General features: G+C 63.0%; 17 protein-coding genes and 2 tRNA genes. 13 read left to right on the forward strand and 6 right to left on the reverse strand.

Annotated elements, in window-relative coordinates; all coding sequences use genetic code 11:
* Nucleotides 1-67: 67 nt before the first annotated feature.
* The 4 genes from IYX23_RS14165 (at nucleotide 68) to IYX23_RS14180 (ending at nucleotide 1,459) form a co-directional block, all read left to right on the forward strand.
* Nucleotides 68-553 (forward strand): cupin domain-containing protein, encoded by a 486-nt coding sequence (locus tag IYX23_RS14165; RefSeq protein WP_196393395.1) that lies wholly within the window; start codon nucleotides 68-70, stop codon nucleotides 551-553.
* A 78-nt stretch (nucleotides 554-631) separates the two neighbouring features.
* Nucleotides 632-702 (forward strand) — tRNA-Cys (locus IYX23_RS14170).
* Nucleotides 703-861: 159 nt separating this feature from the next.
* Entirely contained in the window at nucleotides 862-1,068 is a 207-nt protein-coding gene (locus tag IYX23_RS14175) for a hypothetical protein (RefSeq protein WP_246716804.1), read from the forward strand.
* Between the two features lie 97 nt (nucleotides 1,069-1,165).
* The gene (locus IYX23_RS14180) at nucleotides 1,166-1,459 is read left to right on the forward strand and encodes a hypothetical protein (RefSeq protein WP_196393396.1); all 294 of its coding nucleotides are present in this window, start codon (nucleotides 1,166-1,168) and stop codon (nucleotides 1,457-1,459) included.
* Nucleotides 1,460-1,469: 10 nt separating this feature from the next.
* Here IYX23_RS14180 and IYX23_RS14185 read toward each other — a convergent pair whose 3' ends face one another.
* From IYX23_RS14185 to IYX23_RS14195, 3 genes are all read right to left on the reverse strand, one after another.
* A complete protein-coding gene (locus IYX23_RS14185; RefSeq protein WP_246716805.1) occupies nucleotides 1,470-3,308 on the reverse strand; it encodes an AsmA family protein in 1,839 nt (612 codons plus the stop codon).
* A 153-nt stretch (nucleotides 3,309-3,461) separates the two neighbouring features.
* Nucleotides 3,462-3,827 (reverse strand): response regulator, encoded by a 366-nt coding sequence (locus tag IYX23_RS14190; protein ID WP_018407617.1) that lies wholly within the window; start codon nucleotides 3,825-3,827, stop codon nucleotides 3,462-3,464.
* Between the two features lie 104 nt (nucleotides 3,828-3,931).
* Nucleotides 3,932-4,333, reverse strand: coding sequence for a DUF423 domain-containing protein (locus tag IYX23_RS14195; RefSeq protein WP_196393398.1), 402 nt, complete (start codon nucleotides 4,331-4,333; stop codon nucleotides 3,932-3,934).
* 311 nt (nucleotides 4,334-4,644) lie between these two features.
* On the opposite strand from IYX23_RS14195, the gene IYX23_RS14200 reads away from it, so the two are divergent.
* The 6 genes from IYX23_RS14200 (at nucleotide 4,645) to IYX23_RS14225 (ending at nucleotide 12,281) form a co-directional block, all read left to right on the forward strand.
* Nucleotides 4,645-5,880 (forward strand): M48 family metallopeptidase, encoded by a 1,236-nt coding sequence (locus IYX23_RS14200; RefSeq protein ID WP_196393399.1) that lies wholly within the window; start codon nucleotides 4,645-4,647, stop codon nucleotides 5,878-5,880.
* 213 nt (nucleotides 5,881-6,093) lie between these two features.
* Nucleotides 6,094-8,919 (forward strand): molybdopterin cofactor-binding domain-containing protein, encoded by a 2,826-nt coding sequence (locus IYX23_RS14205; protein ID WP_196393400.1) that lies wholly within the window; start codon nucleotides 6,094-6,096, stop codon nucleotides 8,917-8,919.
* Nucleotides 8,916-9,431 (forward strand): 2Fe-2S iron-sulfur cluster-binding protein, encoded by a 516-nt coding sequence (locus IYX23_RS14210; RefSeq protein WP_196393401.1) that lies wholly within the window; start codon nucleotides 8,916-8,918, stop codon nucleotides 9,429-9,431. Before IYX23_RS14205 ends, IYX23_RS14210 begins: the two co-directional genes overlap by 4 nt.
* A gap of 46 nt (nucleotides 9,432-9,477) precedes the next feature.
* Entirely contained in the window at nucleotides 9,478-10,065 is a 588-nt protein-coding gene (locus IYX23_RS14215; protein WP_196393402.1) for an Isoquinoline 1-oxidoreductase subunit, read from the forward strand.
* A 111-nt stretch (nucleotides 10,066-10,176) separates the two neighbouring features.
* The gene (locus IYX23_RS14220) at nucleotides 10,177-11,289 is read left to right on the forward strand and encodes a hypothetical protein (protein WP_196393403.1); all 1,113 of its coding nucleotides are present in this window, start codon (nucleotides 10,177-10,179) and stop codon (nucleotides 11,287-11,289) included.
* Nucleotides 11,286-12,281: a polysaccharide deacetylase gene (locus tag IYX23_RS14225; RefSeq protein WP_196393404.1), complete on the forward strand. Its 996-nt coding sequence runs from the start codon at nucleotides 11,286-11,288 to the stop codon at nucleotides 12,279-12,281. Before IYX23_RS14220 ends, IYX23_RS14225 begins: the two co-directional genes overlap by 4 nt.
* A 218-nt stretch (nucleotides 12,282-12,499) precedes the next feature.
* Here the strand turns inward: IYX23_RS14225 and IYX23_RS14230 are convergent, their stop codons facing one another.
* Nucleotides 12,500-12,751: a hypothetical protein gene (locus tag IYX23_RS14230; protein WP_348643666.1), complete on the reverse strand. Its 252-nt coding sequence runs from the start codon at nucleotides 12,749-12,751 to the stop codon at nucleotides 12,500-12,502.
* A gap of 569 nt (nucleotides 12,752-13,320) precedes the next feature.
* Between IYX23_RS14230 and IYX23_RS14235 the strand changes: the two genes are divergently transcribed.
* Nucleotides 13,321-13,755 carry a peptidoglycan-binding domain-containing protein gene (locus IYX23_RS14235; protein ID WP_196393405.1) on the forward strand — a complete coding sequence of 145 codons (435 nt, stop codon included), beginning with the start codon at nucleotides 13,321-13,323 and terminating at the stop codon, nucleotides 13,753-13,755.
* 422 nt (nucleotides 13,756-14,177) lie between these two features.
* Here the strand turns inward: IYX23_RS14235 and IYX23_RS14240 are convergent.
* Nucleotides 14,178-14,253 (reverse strand) — tRNA-Glu (locus IYX23_RS14240).
* Between the two features lie 142 nt (nucleotides 14,254-14,395).
* Between IYX23_RS14240 and IYX23_RS14245 the strand changes: the two genes are divergently transcribed.
* Nucleotides 14,396-16,255, forward strand: a complete 1,860-nt coding sequence (locus IYX23_RS14245; protein WP_196393406.1) for an ABC-F family ATP-binding cassette domain-containing protein — start codon at nucleotides 14,396-14,398, stop codon at nucleotides 16,253-16,255.
* A gap of 16 nt (nucleotides 16,256-16,271) precedes the next feature.
* On the opposite strand, the gene IYX23_RS14250 is transcribed toward IYX23_RS14245, so the two are convergent.
* The gene (locus IYX23_RS14250) at nucleotides 16,272-16,670 is read right to left on the reverse strand and encodes a helix-turn-helix domain-containing protein (protein WP_196393407.1); all 399 of its coding nucleotides are present in this window, start codon (nucleotides 16,668-16,670) and stop codon (nucleotides 16,272-16,274) included.
* 236 nt (nucleotides 16,671-16,906) lie between these two features.
* Between IYX23_RS14250 and IYX23_RS14255 the strand changes: the two genes are divergently transcribed.
* Nucleotides 16,907-17,176, forward strand: coding sequence for a GFA family protein (locus IYX23_RS14255; RefSeq protein WP_348643668.1), 270 nt, complete (start codon nucleotides 16,907-16,909; stop codon nucleotides 17,174-17,176).
* Nucleotides 17,177-17,178: the final 2 nt, after the last annotated feature.

Raw genomic sequence — 17,178 nt, forward strand, 5'->3', positions numbered from 1 at the left:
GAAGATGGTCAAAATGGGCGCCCCCTGTCAAATTCGCTAGTCCAGGGGGCTGACGGAAAGCTGCGCCATGGAAAAGCCGATGAGGTCCCTTTCGGCCGCAGTCGAGGCGGCGGATGTCGCCCCTCGGGCCAAGGCGTCGAACTATCCTGAGCCATTCGCCGCGCGGGTGCGCGGGCGCAAAAAGCGCTCTTTAGGCGACGTTTTCGGCTTGACCAATTTCGGCGTCAATCTGACGCGGCTTGCCCCCGGCGCGCAGTCGGCGCTGAAGCATCGCCACAGCCGACAGGACGAATTCGTCTTTATCCTGGACGGAGAGCCGACGCTCCTGCGCGACGATGAAGAGATCCTCCTGCGCGCCGGCATGTGCGCGGGCTTCCCCGCGCAGGGCGCGGCCCATTGCCTCGTCAACAGAACCGATGGCGACGTCGTCTATCTGGAAATTGGCGACCGGTCGGCAGGCGACGCGGCGACCTATCCCGACGACGACCTCGCTGCGACGCTCGGCCCGGACGGGCACTGGATCATGACGCACAAGGACGGCCGTCCCTATTGATGCGCGGAAGCGCGAGCTGGCTTGCTCGCCATGACGCCCTCCTGTATGAGCGGTCGCACGCGGCGCACGCCGTGCTAAGGCCTCGTGGCGGAGTGGCTACGCAGAGGACTGCAAATCCTTGTACGGGGGTTCGATTCCCTCCGAGGCCTCGCCTTTCTCACGCGAGAAATTGGCGCCGTCAATTTGAAGGCGCGCGCTTAACGATAGCGCAGAAGAAGCGGACCGCGCGGCGCCGACACGCGCTGCATCTGGGTTCGTTTTCTTCGCAGTTGCGGTATAGTTGGCGCGACACCACATCGAAGAGGGTAATGATGCTGAATGCGTTGATTGCGGATGCGCAGGCGCGGCTGGACCAGGCGCGCCGCGAGTTGAAATCCGCCGTTCTTGATTTCGACGTCTCGGATGACAGGCTTCTGGAATTGCGGGCGTCGGCGCGCCGCGTCTATGACGAACTCAGCGCGCTCGACCGCAAGAAGCTGAAGAGAGGCTTTTTAGGCTTTTTGAAAGTCTGGTGATCGCTATGCGGCGCGTCGGCTCTTTCGTCGGCCGACGCGCGCTCCATAATTAATTTTAGGAGCGCGCGTTCATCGCGCCGCAGAACGAGGTCGCCAGATGATTAGTCCTGAAACGCCTCCCGGCGCCGAGGTAGTTTGCGTAGACGCGACTGCGGGCCCCTATGGCCGTTGCGAGGGCTTGGCCCGCGGCGGGATTTACACGGTTGCGCGGATCGCCCGCGGCATTGATGGCGGTCACGTCGTCATTCTTGGGGAAGTTTCGCCCTGGCGGACCTACGCGCCGCCCTGGGGCGTCGTGGAGGTTGGTTTCGAGCTTCGCCGCTTCCGCTATCTCGATATCCCTGACGAACTGACAAAACTGCTGCATGAAACGCAGCTGGAGGACGTCTAACCTTCTCGCGTCATCGCGCCGCCGGTCCGTCGGTGGGCGGCGGATCCGGTCGCGGCAGCAGCGGCGCGGCCGCGTCGGAACGGCGAATGAAGGCTTGCGCGTCCAGCCCCAACGCCAATTCATCCCAGGGGCCGGCGATGTCGAGCGCGATGCCTGGCGCTGACTCGGCGGTCTGTCCGGCGCCGTCAGCTTCGCGCGCAACGGCTCTGACCGCGAGACGGCGCTCCGGGAGGCGCGCCGAGCCGCCGAAGGCAAGCGTAAAGCCAGGTCCGCGTGCGACGCCCTTGGCGATGTCGGCGACGCCGTTCTCTATCTCTACAGTGGCGCTGGCGGCGTCGAGCGTCGAGCGGCCCGAGCGGATGTCGACGGCGCTTGATAGAGGCCGAGTCTCCAGTCGGCGCAGCGCTTTCTCGAGATCGACGCCGGAAATCTCCCCGTCGACCAGAGCGACGCTGGCGCGCCCGTTCAGGTTCTGCATCAGCGTCGCCATTCGGTCGCCGACGCCGTCGACCGTGAGAGACGCGTTGAGCGCTCCCGCCAGAACGGGTTTTCCAAAGGCGTCCCAGAGCAGCGGGCCCGCTTCGACCGCCGTCGTCTGCGCATTGGCGCGCAGCGCCAGCCCGTTGGGCGAAGGCGCGATGGACGCCCGAAACTTGAGTCCGCCGCGATAGGCGTGCGCCTGTGTTATCGCGAATTCCGCGGCGCCGTCGCGCAACGTGACTTCGATGGCGGCGTCTTCGACCTTGAGCCGGCCCAGCCTGGCGTGGCCGACGGCGAGATGAAGATCGACGTCGGCGCCGGAGAGGTCCGGAAGATCGAACGGCTGCCTGCTCCACTGTCCGTTCGGCGCGACAAGCGGCGGCGCGTCGGCGAGAAACGGCCGCAGGGAGAGGAACTCGCTTTGGAGCGCCGCCGTCAGCGTCGGGCGGCCATCCTCTTTCTGAAGGTCGATATCGCCGCGAAATTCATTTCCGTCGACGAATAGACGTGCGCCCTTGAAGTGCGCTTCTCCGGGCGCGAGCGTCGCCTGCGCGGAGAATTGCGCGTCAGTGAAGGGGCCGGGCAGGGGCGCGGCGACGCCAAAGAGCTGCAGCGCCTGTTGCGCCGAAGGCGCGCTGGCGGCGGCGCGCCCCTCGAAGCGGGCGTTGGCGCCGAGTTGTCCCACGCCTTGCGCTTCAACCCGAAGGCTCTCGCCGTCAAGCCGGCCGGTCACGACGGACGGTTCTCCACGCAACAGCGCTCCCGGACGCGCGACCCAGAAGATCGCCTCGAGCCGTTCGCCGTTCAAATCGAACGCGCCCGTCAGAGCCGCCGCCTCGCCGATGCGGCGCCATTCAAAATTCGCGCTGATTCGCTCCAGCGCATAGACGCGGCCGCGGTAGGTGATCCGAGCGTCGCCGTCGACGATCGACACCACCCCAAACCGCACATTATCGGCCGCCGCGGCTTCGAGCGTCGCCGGCTTTGCGGCGGCTGCTCTTGCGGCTGCGCCGGGCGCGCCGGCCGGCTTTTTATCAAGATCGATGTGCGCGCGCGGCCGGACGAGCTTCACCGAGGCGACTTTGAGGCGCCCCGCGATCAGCGGCAGAACGTCGACGTCGCCGCGAAGCTCGCTCGACTCGATGAGCAGCGCGCCATTGCGATCGGCGAAGGCGACGCCTTCTACGGCGATGCTCGGACGCGGAAAAAGCGAGAAACTCGTTCGGCCGCGCGCGGCGACATAAAGCCCCGAAGAGCCTTGAAGCTGGTCGGCGACGGCGTCCATGAGCGCGCCGGGCGAGAACAGCCATGGCGCGACGACGGCGGCGATCGCCGCCAGGGTTGCCCCCGCCGCCAAGGCCGTCGCCAACAGTCGAAGCGCAGCGCCTGAAGGGCGGCGCGCTTTCAGCGATGCGGAAGGCTTGTCGGTTATGGCGGAGGGCAGCAGCCGTGCTCCTGAAGCGAGTCTTCGGACGTCGCTTGTCGCGGCCAAGGGCGGCGATATAGTGGCGAAAGGCCGAGCCTAGCGCGCTTCGGCGCGCGACAGCTCGCTGCGGAGCGCGGTCAGGATCTCCTCGACGTAGAACGGTTTTTCGACCATGGCGTGCTCAAGATGCGCCTCGGGCAACCCTGCGCGCCCGCATCCGGTCGTGAAAATGAAGGGGCAGCCGCGGGCGGCGAGCGCGTCGGCGACCGGATCAATCCTTTCGTGGCCGATATTGACGTCGAGCAAGGCCAGATCGACTCCGTCTTCGCGGGACAGCCGCACCGCTTCGTCGACGCTGCGCGCCATCCCCGCGATAACTAAGCCGAATTCGGCGAGCGTCTCTTCCAGCGCCAGCGCAATATAGGGATCGTCTTCGACGATCAGCAGCCGCCGCCCGAGCAAAGGATCGCTCGTGCGCTGGGAGTCATCTCTCTGAGCGGCCGAGGAAGAAAGGCCGGAGCTTGAAACCGACATGAGTAAATGGTGGGGCGGAACGCCGCAGTTGTCTAGCTTTCGGGCGGCTTTTGAGCCGAATTTGCACCGAACATGGCGAACGCCGACCAGACGGCGAGAGCGCACCAGCTCAGGATCGTCAGCCCGCCGCCGATCGGCGCGGCGAGAGGAAACAGTCTCCCCGATAAGAAGACCCGCGCCGCAAGGTCGCTCGCGAACAGCGTGACTCCCGCCTGGAGCGCCAGCGCAATCGCGGCGAGCCAATTCGCTTTTGCTCGCGGGGCCGTGCCTATAAGCGCCGCGAGGCCGACGCCGGCGGCGGCGTGGATCATTAGAAATTGGCTGGCGGTCGCGAGAAAGGGACTCGCGTCGGCATGGGCGGCGGCGGCGGCGAGAGACACGCCGGCCGCTCCTTGAAGGGCGGCGATAGTCGCGATGGCGAACGACAGTCTCAATGGCGAACTCCGTTTCGCGCCTCCGCGTGATGGCGTTCCCAGCTTAAGGAGAGTCGCAGGCGTCACGCCAAATTATAGACGTCGAGCAGAATCGACCAGCGTTCTCGTGGCGGATCGATCGACCCCCTGCAACCGCAGTGTCGCAGACCGATTGACGTAACTGTGTTCAGGCTTGGGTTGCACACTGCAACGGTCAAGAGAAGCGACGAGCGCGCGCGCAGCGGCCCAGCTCGGCGCGACATAAGGCGGCGCTCTCGCAAAGCAGGCGGCGCTCTCCTATATTGCCGCAGGAGAGTTTGCGGGAGAGAAGCATGAGCGCAATGGGCGTCGTGATTTGCCTGGCGATCGCCGCGTCGGCAGCCCTCGGCGTTTATTTGCGCATGCGGCAGACGGCGACGGTAGAGGCTCATCGCGATCAGGTGCCGGCGGATTTCGCGCAAGAAGTCACGCTCGACGAGCATCGCCGCGCCGCCGAATATACGATCGCAAAAACAGAATTTTCCGTCGCCGAAACAATTTTCGACGCCGTGGTTTCTATCGCGTGGTTGGCGCTGGGGCTCGCGCCGCTTTACGCGGCGATCGCCGCCTTCGTCGAACCTGGCCTCGTTCGCAGCGTTCTTTTCGTTCTCGTCTTCGGCGTGATCGGCAGCTTGATCGACATGCCCTTTGCCGCAGCGCGCGCCTTCTGGCTCGAAGAAAAGTTCGGTTTCAATCGGCTGACGCCGCAAAAGTTTCTTGTTGACCAAGCAAAGTCCGGCGCGCTGGAACTCGCCATTTCGACGCCTTTGCTCTTCGGCATGTTCTGGCTCCTGGGCGCCTCCCCCAACACATGGTGGCTCATCGCCTATGTCGTCTTCATCGCCATCGCGATTGCGATGACAGTGATCTATCCGACCGTCATCGCGCCGCTCTTTAATAAATTCTCGCCGCTTGAAGACGGCGCCATGAAGCTGCGCATGGAGGCGCTGCTCGCCAGATGCGGCTTTGAGTCGAAAGGCCTCTATGTGATGGACGCCTCGACGCGCTCCACGCATGGCAACGCTTATTTCAGCGGCTTCGGCAAAGCCAAGCGCATCGTCTTTTTCGATACGCTGCTCGAGAAACATTCGCCGGACGAGATCGAATCGATTCTCGCGCATGAACTCGGCCATTTCAAATTCGGCCATGTGCGGCAGATGCTGGCGCTGGCGGCCGCGATCGCCTTCGTCGGTTTCGCGGTGCTGTGGTGGGCCTTCGGCTCGGATGTCTTCGCCGGCTGGTTCGGCCTGCCGAACGACCCCGGCGTGGTGCTCGTCGCGCTGCTGCTTGCGCGAGAGCCGATCTCGCATGTCCTGTCGCCCTTGCTCGCGTGGCGGTCGCGCCGGGCGGAGTTCGAAGCCGACGCCTTCGCCCGCGATATCGTCGGCAAGGAGCCGATGATCTCGGCCCTGACGCGGCTGACGCGCGACAACCTCGCAACGCTGACGCCCGACCCGCTCTACGCCACCTTCTATTTCTCGCATCCGCCCGTGCCGGTGCGGGTCGCGCAACTGCGCGCCGCGGCGTAGCGGGCGCGAGGCTCGTCGGCCTGCGACTTCGTCGCGGCGCGATCCCTTCGCTGTAATCGACGACGGCGACAGCGTCGATGCTGTTGGCGAGAACCCAACCGCGCAACGCCACTTACGGCGACTGCATTTAGTCGGGTTGATCTCCGGGGGATCAGCCCCTGTAGAGACCAACGCGCGGAGAGCCGAGCTTGCTGGCGATCTGTGCCCGTGCGAATGAAAGCATCGCCGTTGGCGATCGCCGAGGTGGAACCAAGAGGTCGGAGCGTGGATGCTTCTCGACGCGAGTTCGCCAAACTGGTCACCGCGAGCGGCATTGCTCTCAGCCTGTCGCGTCTGGCGTTAGCCAAGGAACCCGGGTTTGAAGCGCGTGAGACGCTGCCTGGAAGACAACGCTGGAATCCGGCCGCCACGGGCGAGGGGCGGATTGATGGAGTCGCCAAAGTCACGGGGGCGAAGCTTTACGCGTCCGATTTCCGCGCTGCGGATCTCCCGGGATGGCCGACGCATACCGCGCACGCCATGCTCATTCGGACGGCGAACGCCACGCACATCTACGAGGGCGTCGATCTCGCGCGCTTGAGCGGCGCTTTGAAACCCTCCGTGATCGTTACCGCAGCTGATCTCGCGCGCATCGGCGCTCGCGTTCCTAAATTTTATTCCGGCGACCTGTTCTGCCCCGTCGGCAAGACGCCCTTGTATCTTGGTCAGCCGGCGGCTTTGTTGATCTATGAAAGCTTCGACAATTTCGATCAGGCGCGGCTTGCCTTACGCAACGAAACGCTCCTGAAATTCGGCGCGGAAACTGGCCCCGTCGTCGAGCGCGACTACGGCGCGTTTCGATTCACGCGCGTCGCCGGCGCGACGCCTGACGCGCCCGACGTGTACTCGCCGGTCAAGGATGGCTGGGTCAGTCCAGGGTTCTTTCAAGACGGGGGCGGCCCAATATGGGCGCGGCTCCCCGTGCCGACAGGGGCCGCCTACGCCAATGCGGCGAGCTACGGCGAACAGATCCGCGCGGACCTTGAGGCCGACACTCCAAATCTTCTCGTTCTCGACCGCGAATTCGAGACCCAATCCGTTGATCCAATGTTTCTCGAGCCCGAATGCGGTCTTGCTTGGTATGACGCCGACCGCAAAAACCTCGAACTCGTGCTCGGCGTGCAGTCGCCGTACGACGCCGCAACCTCAGTCGCAACTCTGCTGGGCAACGCCCGCGCCAACTTCAAGCCGGCGCATATCAACGCGCATTTCGCTTATATGGGCGGCGGATTTGGCGGGCGCGACCACACGCCGTTCCCGCTTTACGTCGCGCTGGCGGCGATGTTCCTTCCCCGTCGCCCCGTGCGGCTCGCCCAAGATCGTTATCAGCAGTTCCAGGGGGGAATTAAGCGGCATGCGTTCAAGATGCGCACGCGCATCGGCGTCGATCGAGCGACAGGCAAAATCTCCGCCTTCGCCGCTGATCACGTGCTGAATGGCGGCGGCCTCGCCAATTATTCGGCCAGCGTGGCGGCGGTTTCCGCAAACGCCGCGATCGGCATCTACGATGTGCCAAAAGTCGACGTCACTACAGTCGCGCTGCATTCACGCGGCGTGACGGCAGGGTCGATGCGCGGCTATGGCACGCTGCAGACGATGACCGCGCTGGAAGTGTTGATTGACGAGGCGGCGTCGGCGCTGGCGATCGATCCGATCGAATTTCGCCGACGCAACGCGCTGAAGACCGGCGGTCGGACGATGGCGGGCAACACCTATGACGTCGTGGTTCGCACGCCCGAGATCCTCGACAGACTCGAAAAGCATGCGATCTGGAGACAGCGCGCCGAAGAGAAAGCGCGTGGACGGCGCCCGGGGAGTGTCATCGGCACGGGCGTGGCTTGCGTCACCAAGGATTACGGCAGCGGAGCCGACACTTCATTGTCGTCAGTTGAGCTCGACCCAAAGGGTCGGATCTCGATCCACTGCGATCACGTCGAGATGGGGAACGGCATAGGGACGGCGCTTGCGAACCGAGTCGCGGCCCATCTCGGCGCCGTCGCCGACGAAGTCGCCGTCGCCGAAGTCGACCGTTTCGCGGCGCTCGGGCTCGTCACCTCCGGCGACCCTTACACGATGGATCAGGCGACGCAGGACGCCGCGCAACGCGATCCGCGCTGGGTTCCGGCGATCAGTTCGCCAACCAGTTCCTCGATCGGCGCGCACGTCGGGACTCATTCGGCGTCGGAAGCCGCCCGCGTCATCTTCCGGTTCGGGCTGTGGCCCGCGGCGCTCGAACTGTGGGGACTCGCGCCAACCGATCCGAGAGTCGCGAAATGGGACGCCGCGCGTTGGGAGCAGGGGCGGCTCACGATGCCGGCGTTGAGACCTTTGCGGCTGTCGGAGATCGCCGCAAGGGCCCATGCGCGCAAAGGCGTGACAGCGGCGATGGCGCACAGCTTCTCTCGCTGGTCATGGTCGAAAGCGACCTTTGCGATCGGCGGACAAGAGTGGACGGCGGAAATTGATGCGCTGGCGGTGCGAAAAGGCTCAGGAAAATTCGTTCGCTTAGATCGCGTCGACGTCAAATACCCGCCCACCGTGTTCAACCGGATCGGGACCTCCTACACATCGTTGTGCGGCGCGCTGGTTCGTGTCGAGATCGAACGCGACACCGGCGCCTTGCGCATCGACCGGGCATATACTGTCCTCGAATGTGGTCGAGCGCTGACGCCCGAAATCGTGCTTGGTCAGGCGCAGGGCGGTTTCGCCATGGGCGTCGGCTACGCGCTGCTCGAATCGCTGCCGCTTTATGAAGATGGACCCGGCAATGGGCAATGGAATCTCGGGCAATACCTGATTGCGCGCGGGTCGGACCTCCCTTTGCAAGGACTCGAGATCGAAATATTGCCCCCGCTGCCGAACGATCCGCCAAAGGGCATGGCTGAGGTCGTTATGATTCCCATCGTTCCGGCGTTGTTGAACGCGATCTTCGACGCGACGGGGCGTCGGTTCCACGCCTTGCCGGTGACTCAACAAGAGCTCAAGGGAGCGCTCACGTGACGACTGTGCGCATGAGGATCAATGGGCGCGCTTACGGCCCCGTGAAGGTGCGCGACGAGCTGACCATGAATGATTTTTTGCGCGAGCGCCTTGGACTCACCGGCACCAAATTTGGCTGCGGCGCCGGGCAGTGCCTCAGTTGCGCAGTGATCATCGACGACCCGGACGGGACGAGCCACACGAGTCCAACCTGCATCGTTCCGGCGGCGAGCTTCAATGGGAAGTCCATTCGAACCGTGGAAGGCCATGCGACGAACGGCGAACTCACTGCGCTGCAAAGATCGTTCATCGAGCATTTCGCGTTCCAATGCGGCTATTGCACAGCCGGCTTCTTGAACGAGGGACAGGTTCTGCTGGAGCGTCTGGCGAAGACGCCGGTGGCGCGCGACGATCTCGAGAAAACGATCGCTGACGCGTTTGACGGTCATCTGTGCCGGTGCACGGGCTACATCAAGTATCACGAGGCGGTGCGCGACGTCGTTCTCGCCGATCCGGGACGATATCTGACGTAGCGAAAACGGCGTTTCGCAGGAGTGCGGCGCAGGAGGGGGACCGAAGATGAAATTTGCGGTTCTCGCAGCGGTCGTGGGGCTAATGACATGCGCGATGTCCGACAGCCGATCGGCGACGCTCGCAACTCCAGAAACATTTGCCGGCATCGGCGACGCCGCGACGCGGTCCGCGGCTTTGTTTACCGAACTCGGCAAAGTCCTGACCAGTCCACGCTGCGTCAATTGCCATCCCGCCGGCGATCGTCCGCATCAGGGTGAACTGGGCCGGATTCACCAGCCGCCGGTCGAGCGGGGACCGGATGGCCGAGGCCTCCCGGCGATGCGCTGTCCGATCTGCCATCAGGACGCCAATTTTGAGCCCGGCCGCGTTCCCGGTCACCACGAATGGCGTCTCGCGCCGCGTGTGATGGGCTGGGAAGGCAAAACGCTCGGTGAGATCTGTGCGCAGATCAAAGATCAGGCGCGCAATGGCGGCCGTTCTCTGGACGCGCTTGCGCGTCACATTGGCGAGGACACGCTCGTAGGTTGGGCTTGGTCGCCAGGATTTGGCCGCCAGCCCGCGCCGGGAACGCAGAAGGAAGCGGGGGCGCTCGTCGATGCTTGGATCAACACCGGGGCAGTGTGCCCGAAATAGTGGAGGATAAGCGAACCCTGCGCGCCTTCCGGTGAGGCGATCACACGATGCCCCGCATCTATCATCCGTCCACGCCGCGCCTATGCTGTCCTCATCGAACTGGAGAGTCTCATGATGCCCACCACGCTCACGACGAGCGGACTCCGCAAGCTGCTGTCGTCGGTTGTCGTCTTTGGATTATCGGCTTCGCCCGCGTGCGCGACGGAGGCGCCAAGCTCCTTCACAGGACTTGTCGGCGTCGAGACGGCCAGCCCGGCCGACATCGCCAACAAAAATCTGCTGCAGCTGAATACGACGATGTTCCAGCTGTATGGCGACGCCGCGCAGATCTTCAAGAAAAACATCCTCGCCAAACATCCAATTATTCTCGGACTGTTTTCCGGCGCCGGAGGGCGATTTATCCTTTATCGCCCCGGCATGGCGCCGATTGAGGCGCCGCAGGCGCCGATCGTCTATCAGTTGCTGAAATCGGTTGGCCACAGCACCATGGCGTTGGCCGAAGTCGTCGTTCCGTATCTGAACAGTCCCAAAGACACGACATGGCGCGCCGCGTTGGCGGCGTATAGGAGCCGCATGCAATCCGCGCTCGACACGCTTGACGCGAGCGGCATGCAAAAAGACTGGCGAACAAACAATCGAAGCATTCTGCAGAACAATATCGCGTTCATGGACGAGTGCCTGAAAAGCAACGCGATCTCAACGGAAGGACTACAAAAATTCGCCAAGAAGCAGTCGCCGCTGCTGAAGAAAAACATCGCCTGGGCGGCGCAGACCCAGGTCGCCCATTGGATGGATGTCATTGCCGGTTGGAAAGAGATGCTTGGCGCCGACTGGGACAAGACCTATGCGGCCAGCAATACGATCTATGTCGCGCGCCAGAACAACGTCCTGTTTAGCGTGCTCGCGCAGTTCTTCGGCCCTGACGCCATCAATGATCGCTTGATGCTGATCGAGACGATATCCTTCACCACGACGCCCGACGATATGCTGGAGTCGCTGACGCGCATCATCGCCGATCGATCGGTGGGCGCCGCATTTTTTGGCGACTATCATCTCATGGATTTCGAATTGATGGGCGGAGATGCGCGGCAAGCCATCATCGACGAAGACGCGAAGCGCAAGATGAATGTGGTCCTGCCGCCGCAAGTGCCGTTCGGCTCGCGCCAATGGCCGACGCTGATCACGCCGGGGCCCGGCGCGAAGAGCTTGAGCGATCTTCCGTGAATTTAAATCCTGTAGCCAGGATCACGGCGCGAAAGGCTCCTGGAGCTCGTTTTATCGCAGGAGTTGCGCTCCTTTTTGCCGCTCTGCTTCCTCTCGAGAGCGGTGCGCAAGATCGCATTGATCGCGTCGCGGGTTTCGAGCGCGAATCCATTCACACCGCCGCCTGGCCGGCTGGCAAAAAGGTCGCCGTCAGCTTTGCGTTTTTCGTGGAGGAGTTCGGCTTCGGCCAAGGTCCGATCTTCCGTCCAGATCTTGCGTCGCGCAAACCTGACCTCGTGAACGAGGCGTTCCGTCAATATGCGATCGACTGGGGCGTTGTCCGCGTCGGCCGGCTGTTTAAAGAACTCAATGTGCCGCTCACCATCGTGGTGAATGCGGCGTTTTTCGGCAAGCATCCATCGGTATGGAAGGAGTTCCGTTCGATGCTGCCGAACGCGCCGATCGTCGCGCACGGCATGAACAACACAAGCCGCATGCTGCCGCTCCGGAGTGGGATCGCCGCGCAGAAGGCCTATATTCGCCGCACATTGGATCTCATCGCCGAAGCCACGGGCGTCAGGCCGACGGGCTGGTCGAGTCCGAGCGTCTACGCCAATCGCGACACGAAGCGGGCGATGGCGGCCGAAGGCGTCGCCTACACGCTCGACCAGATGGATTCGGATGTCATCTCACGTTTGAAGACGCCGGAAGGTTCGGTCATCCTGCTGCCCTATCCGGCCGTGACTGTCGACATGGGCCAGTATCTCGCTCGGATGAAGACGACCAGAGAGATCGAGGCGCTCTGGTTGGACTATGTCTCGGAACTGGCAATCGAGGCTCGCGCCAACCCGGCGCGAGGCGCCACGACTGTGGTCATCGGCATTCATCCCTTTGTCGTCGGCACGCCTGACGGAGCCCTCGCGCTGCGGCGCGTTCTTTTGCGCCTCAAGGAAGACGACGCTGTATGGCTGGCTGACGCCGACGCCATTTTGAAGGCGGCTGGCCTGAGATGAGTGAAGCCGTCGATTCGGACGACTTTCACGCGTATTCGCTCGCTTGATTTGGCGCGCCCAAGGGGAGTGCGCGAAAAAGATTTGGCGTGGCCAACCACGGTCGATGCCCATGCTGATTTGCAAGGGCTTTCGCCTGCATCAGCTAACCTGTCCGACGACGGTCCGCCTAACACAAAAGCAAAACCGCCGCCCGCACTGCTAATGCGAACGGCGGTAAATTAGAGACGAAGGCAGTCGAAAACCTCGCCGCCGGGAAACACGATCTGCGCATACTCGGACAGCATTGCGCCGCCCTGAATCAGAAGCGCCACGCCAAACACGATCGTCGCGATGGCGACCATCATGGGAGGCGAAATTCCAACCAAACCGCAAATCACAAGTACGATTGTGACGACGCCCCCTATGGCGTCGATAAGGCCGCCATAAGCGACCGCATTTTCATGCGATGCGATGTCTCGGGTAATCGACATGTGGGATACTCCGGCCGCAAGCCCTCGGATAGCTAGCGGCGCTTACGCCCGGGCAAGCCGAGTGGCTTTGCTGCTTCCTTGATTTCTCGCTTAAGCGGCGATCAATATTTTAAGAGTCCATCGGGGAACCGCATAGCGCCTTGAAGGCGGCCATGTGGCGGCGCAGGACGCATTTAGATTCCGATGCAGAGCGGAAGCGCGCCCTGATGAAGCGGAAATGGCCCAGGACTAAGAACGAACAGACGTCCGCTTGACGCCTGTATCTCCGCGATCGCTAAATCTCTCGCTATAGCCGGCAGCCGCTTAAGCCGGATAGGCGGAGGCGCTCGCGTAGATAGGCTCGAATTTATGATCCCGCTTTTGCGCGGCGGCCCGTCTTGTAGCTTGGCGTCGTTAGCCCCGCGGCGATGCACGTGCGTACTTGTCCCACCTCCATCCACATGGCGATACCCTTCGCCGACAATGCTCGGCGTGCTCTCCTCACAACGGAAACCCTCAAGAAGGATGAAACAATTTCTTCTCTGCGCAGTTGTGGCGAGGATCGGTGAACTCACGCTCGGAGAGAGAGTATGAAAAGCTTTACTATGGTGATGTTGGCCTCCGCTGCTCTCGCCCTTCCCGCCCTCGCCGAGCAGCGGCATGAAGGGCAAATGTCTAGAAATCAGTATCCGCAGCAGGATTCGACGCGTCAGGACCGGGGCTGGAGAGGAGAACAGACTGGTCAGATGCGGCAGCGCATCCAAGCGGAGAACCTCAGCTCGAATCAAATTCGTAAGATTCAGCGCGCGCTTAAGAACGCCGGACACGACGTCGGCGGTGTAGACGGCAAGTGGGGCCCGAACACTCGGCAGGCACTGAGGGATTTCCAAGAGGACAAGGGAATGGCTGCCACGGGCCGGCTCAACAGCCGTGCAATCGGCGCCTTGGGGTTCGACCCCGAGCGCTTCGCGGGCGATGGCGGGCATTATTTTGGATACAGCGGAAGGGGACCGCGAACGCGATGAATACCGCCTCTGGAGAGGCGAGAGTTGCTAACCAGCCAGAGACGCAAAACGCCCCGTCGCTAAATCTGCGGCGTCGGGGCGTCCATTGGGATCACGGCTCATACTCTTCGCCGAGCATGAGAACGCGCGTCGTCTTCGCGCCCCTCGCATCCTCTCGAATATCTCCAGCGCAATGTGCACCTGCATTCTCCCGCCGCGGCGTTCGTAAGAAACGCCGGGTGAATAAACATGCGCGGCATAGATTCTACGCTCCTAAACGTAGCTCAAGCCCGACCTAGAACGATTCCTTTTCGCCACCGGAATCGAGTGCAGCTATCCAACTATCGAAAGCTCGAACGGACGCATTCGCCCATGCTTAATCGGTAAAAGTTGGGCACGTGCCCCGATTAGGCGTAATCTTTTTCATTAACCAATTGATTTATTGGCGCGCCCAAGGGGATTCGAACCCCTGTTTTCGCCGTGAAAGGGCGACGTCCTAGGCCTCTAGACGATGGGCGCGGCTGCGCGGCCGCATGGCGGCGGCGCGAGGGCGTGTATAGAGGCGCGGGCGGCGCAAGACAAGGCCGTCCGGCGGCGCCAGATCGCCGCGCATGGCCTCGCGTTTGCACCCCTTGGGGCCAGGCCCTAAAGCATCGCAGCAATGCTCACGATCAACGATCTCGTCTACCGGCTCGGCGGCAGGCTGCTGTTCGACCACGCCGGGGTATTCCTGCCGGGGCGCTCCCGCGCGGGCTTCGTCGGCCGCAACGGGGCCGGCAAGACCACGCTGTTCCGGCTGATCAGCGGCGAAATCGCCCCGGAAAGCGGCGCGATCTCGATTCCTGCCCGCACAAGGCTCGGGCGCGTCGAGCAGGAGGCGCCGGGCGGTCCGACGGCGCTGATCGACTTCGTGCTGGCGGGGGACCTTGAGCGCGCCGACCTGCTGGCGCGGGCCGAAGCCGCGCATGATGCGCATGACATCGCCGACATTCAGACGCGGCTCGCCGACATCGACGCCCATTCAGCGCCCGCCCGCGCCGCCGCCATCCTGCACGGGCTGGGCTTCGACGCCGCGGCGCAGCGCCGGCCGCTGTCGGAATTCTCCGGCGGCTGGCGCATGCGCGTCGCCCTGGCGGCGGTGCTGTTCGCGCAGCCCGACCTGCTGCTTCTCGACGAGCCGACCAACTATCTCGATCTCGAAGGCACGCTGTGGCTCGTCGATTACCTGTCGCGCTATCCGGCGAGCGTCGTCGTCATCAGCCATGACCGCGATCTGCTCGACGACGTCGCCACGCATATTCTGCATCTCGAGCGGGGAAAGCTGACGCTCTATAAGGGCGACTACTCCTCCTTCGAAAAACAGCGACGCGAGGCGCAGCTCCTCGCCGTCAAGGGCGCCAAGAAGCAGGAAGAGCAGCGCAAACATCTGCAGGCCTTCGTCGATCGCTTCCGATCCAAGGCGACGAAGGCGCGCCAGGCGCAGTCGCGCTTGAAGCTTCTCGCCAAAATGGAGCCGATCGCGGCGATCGTCGACGATTCGGTCCTGCCGATCCGTCTGCCGTCGCCCGAGAAGCCGCTGTCGCCGCCGATCATCGCGCTGGAGAAAGCGGCGGTCGGCTATGGCGATCGGGTCGTGCTGTCGCGGCTCACGCTGTCGATCTCCAACGACGATCGCATCGGCCTGCTCGGCGCAAATGGCAATGGCAAGTCGACCTTCGCCAAATTGCTCGGCGGGCGGCTTTCGCCCTGCGCCGGCGAGATGGTGCGCGCGCCTAAGCTGGAGGCGGGATTTTTCGCGCAGCATCAAGTCGATGATCTGAATGAGGGCGAGACGCCTTACGCCGTCTTCGCGCGGCTGATGCCGGGCGCCCCCGAGGCGCGCATTCGCGGTCGCGCGGCGCAGACCGGATTTTCCGGCGCGCGCGCCGAAACCGTCATCGCCAAGCTGTCGGGAGGCGAGAAGGCGCGGCTGCTGCTCGGCGTCGCCACCTTCAACGCGCCGCATCTTTTGATCCTCGACGAGCCGACGAACCATCTCGACATCGACAGCCGCGCCGCGCTGATCGAGGCGATCAACGATTACGAGGGCGCCGTCGTGCTGGTCTCGCATGACCGCTATCTGCTCGAGGCCTGCGCCGATCGCCTGTGGCTGGTCGACGACGGAACCGTGCGCGCCTTCGACGGCGATATGGATGATTATGCGCGGCAGGTGCTCTCGAAATCGCGCGACGAAGAGCCGAGGCGCATTCCCGTTGCGCCGGCGCAAGAGGCGGCAAAGCAGGAGGCCCCGAAGCGCCGCGACGCCGGGCAGGCGCGGCGCAAGCTCGCCGCCGCCGAGGCGCGCGTCGAGAAATTCACGCAGCTTATCGCCCGCGTCGACGAGGCGCTCGCCGCGCCCGACGCCTTCGCGCGCAATCCGCAGGAGGCGGCGCGGCTGGCGTCGCAGCGCGAGGAATTGGCCCAGGCGCTCGCCGCCGCTGAGGAACAGTGGTTGGAACTCGCCGCCGAGGCGGAAGTTTAACGGATGTGGCGTCAGCCTACTCTCCGGTTTTGGCTTTTCGAACCGTGAGATCTGACGGCTTCAGCGAGAGAAACTTATCCGGCGTTTTCCATGTGCCTGGCAGATGCTTATTCGCCCATTTGCAAACGGCTTGCAGCACGGGCAGCAATTCGGCTCCTTTCTGCGTCACCGCATAGTCATACCTGATTGGATGTTCCTGATAAGGGCTCTTCTCGATAAGGCCGAATTCCTCCAATCGTAAGAGTCGGTCTGTCAGCACGTTCGTAGGGATGCGTTCAGGAGACTGAGAAAAATCTCCAAACCGCGTTTTCCCCATTGCAAGATCGCGCATGATGACAAGCGTCCATCGGTCGCCAAAAATATCGAGAGCGGTCGCTATCGGGCATCCCGACCTGAGTTTTTTCAAGGCGCGCATCGTTCGCTGATAGTGACTTGTGAATCGCAAGTCACTACTCTAATCTAGTACGACATGAACGCGCAATCGAGGAGGAAATCCAATGCCGGGACCCTTCAAGGCCGCTGTCTTTGCGGCGCTGTCCATTATGAATGCAACGCCGATCCCCTCATGTCCGGTCATTGCCAGTGCGTTGATTGCCGCAAGAGCAGCGGGGGACGGGTCATAGCTCGCATCTCGCCGTTCCTGGCGCCTCTGTGACCATATCAGGGGACGTAACCGTCTACGACAAACCGGCTGACAGCGGGCATGTGGTCTCGCGCGCTTTCTGCCCTCGCTGCGGCGCACCGATATATTCGCTAAACGACGCAATGCCCGATTTGATCTTCCTCAGGGCGTCGAGCCTCGACGATCTCGAAGTGTTCAAACCTCAAATGATCGTTTACGCGAGCCGCGGCGCTTCTTGGGATATCTCCGATACAAATTTGCCGCGCTTCGAAAAAATGCCGCCCATGATGAAGGGCTAGGC

Source organism: Methylocystis sp. L43 (genome assembly GCF_015709525.1).
Taxonomy (GTDB): Bacteria; Pseudomonadota; Alphaproteobacteria; order Rhizobiales; family Beijerinckiaceae; genus Methylocystis.

Excerpts from the sequence above, each read along its gene's own strand:
- IYX23_RS14165 (WP_196393395.1), top strand. The coding sequence starts at position 68 with ATGGAAAAGCCGATGAGGTCCCTTTCGGCCGCAGTCGAGGCGGCGGAT.
- IYX23_RS14175 (WP_246716804.1), top strand. The coding sequence starts at position 862 with ATGATGCTGAATGCGTTGATTGCGGATGCGCAGGCGCGGCTGGACCAG.
- IYX23_RS14180 (WP_196393396.1), top strand. The coding sequence starts at position 1,166 with ATGATTAGTCCTGAAACGCCTCCCGGCGCCGAGGTAGTTTGCGTAGAC.
- IYX23_RS14200 (WP_196393399.1), top strand. The coding sequence starts at position 4,645 with ATGAGCGCAATGGGCGTCGTGATTTGCCTGGCGATCGCCGCGTCGGCA.
- IYX23_RS14205 (WP_196393400.1), top strand. The coding sequence starts at position 6,094 with ATGAAAGCATCGCCGTTGGCGATCGCCGAGGTGGAACCAAGAGGTCGG.
- IYX23_RS14215 (WP_196393402.1), top strand. The coding sequence starts at position 9,478 with ATGAAATTTGCGGTTCTCGCAGCGGTCGTGGGGCTAATGACATGCGCG.
- IYX23_RS14220 (WP_196393403.1), top strand. The coding sequence starts at position 10,177 with ATGATGCCCACCACGCTCACGACGAGCGGACTCCGCAAGCTGCTGTCG.
- IYX23_RS14230 (WP_348643666.1), bottom strand. The coding sequence starts at position 12,751 with ATGTCGATTACCCGAGACATCGCATCGCATGAAAATGCGGTCGCTTAT.
- IYX23_RS14235 (WP_196393405.1), top strand. The coding sequence starts at position 13,321 with ATGAAAAGCTTTACTATGGTGATGTTGGCCTCCGCTGCTCTCGCCCTT.
- IYX23_RS14245 (WP_196393406.1), top strand. The coding sequence starts at position 14,396 with ATGCTCACGATCAACGATCTCGTCTACCGGCTCGGCGGCAGGCTGCTG.
- IYX23_RS14250 (WP_196393407.1), bottom strand. The coding sequence starts at position 16,670 with ATGCGCGCCTTGAAAAAACTCAGGTCGGGATGCCCGATAGCGACCGCT.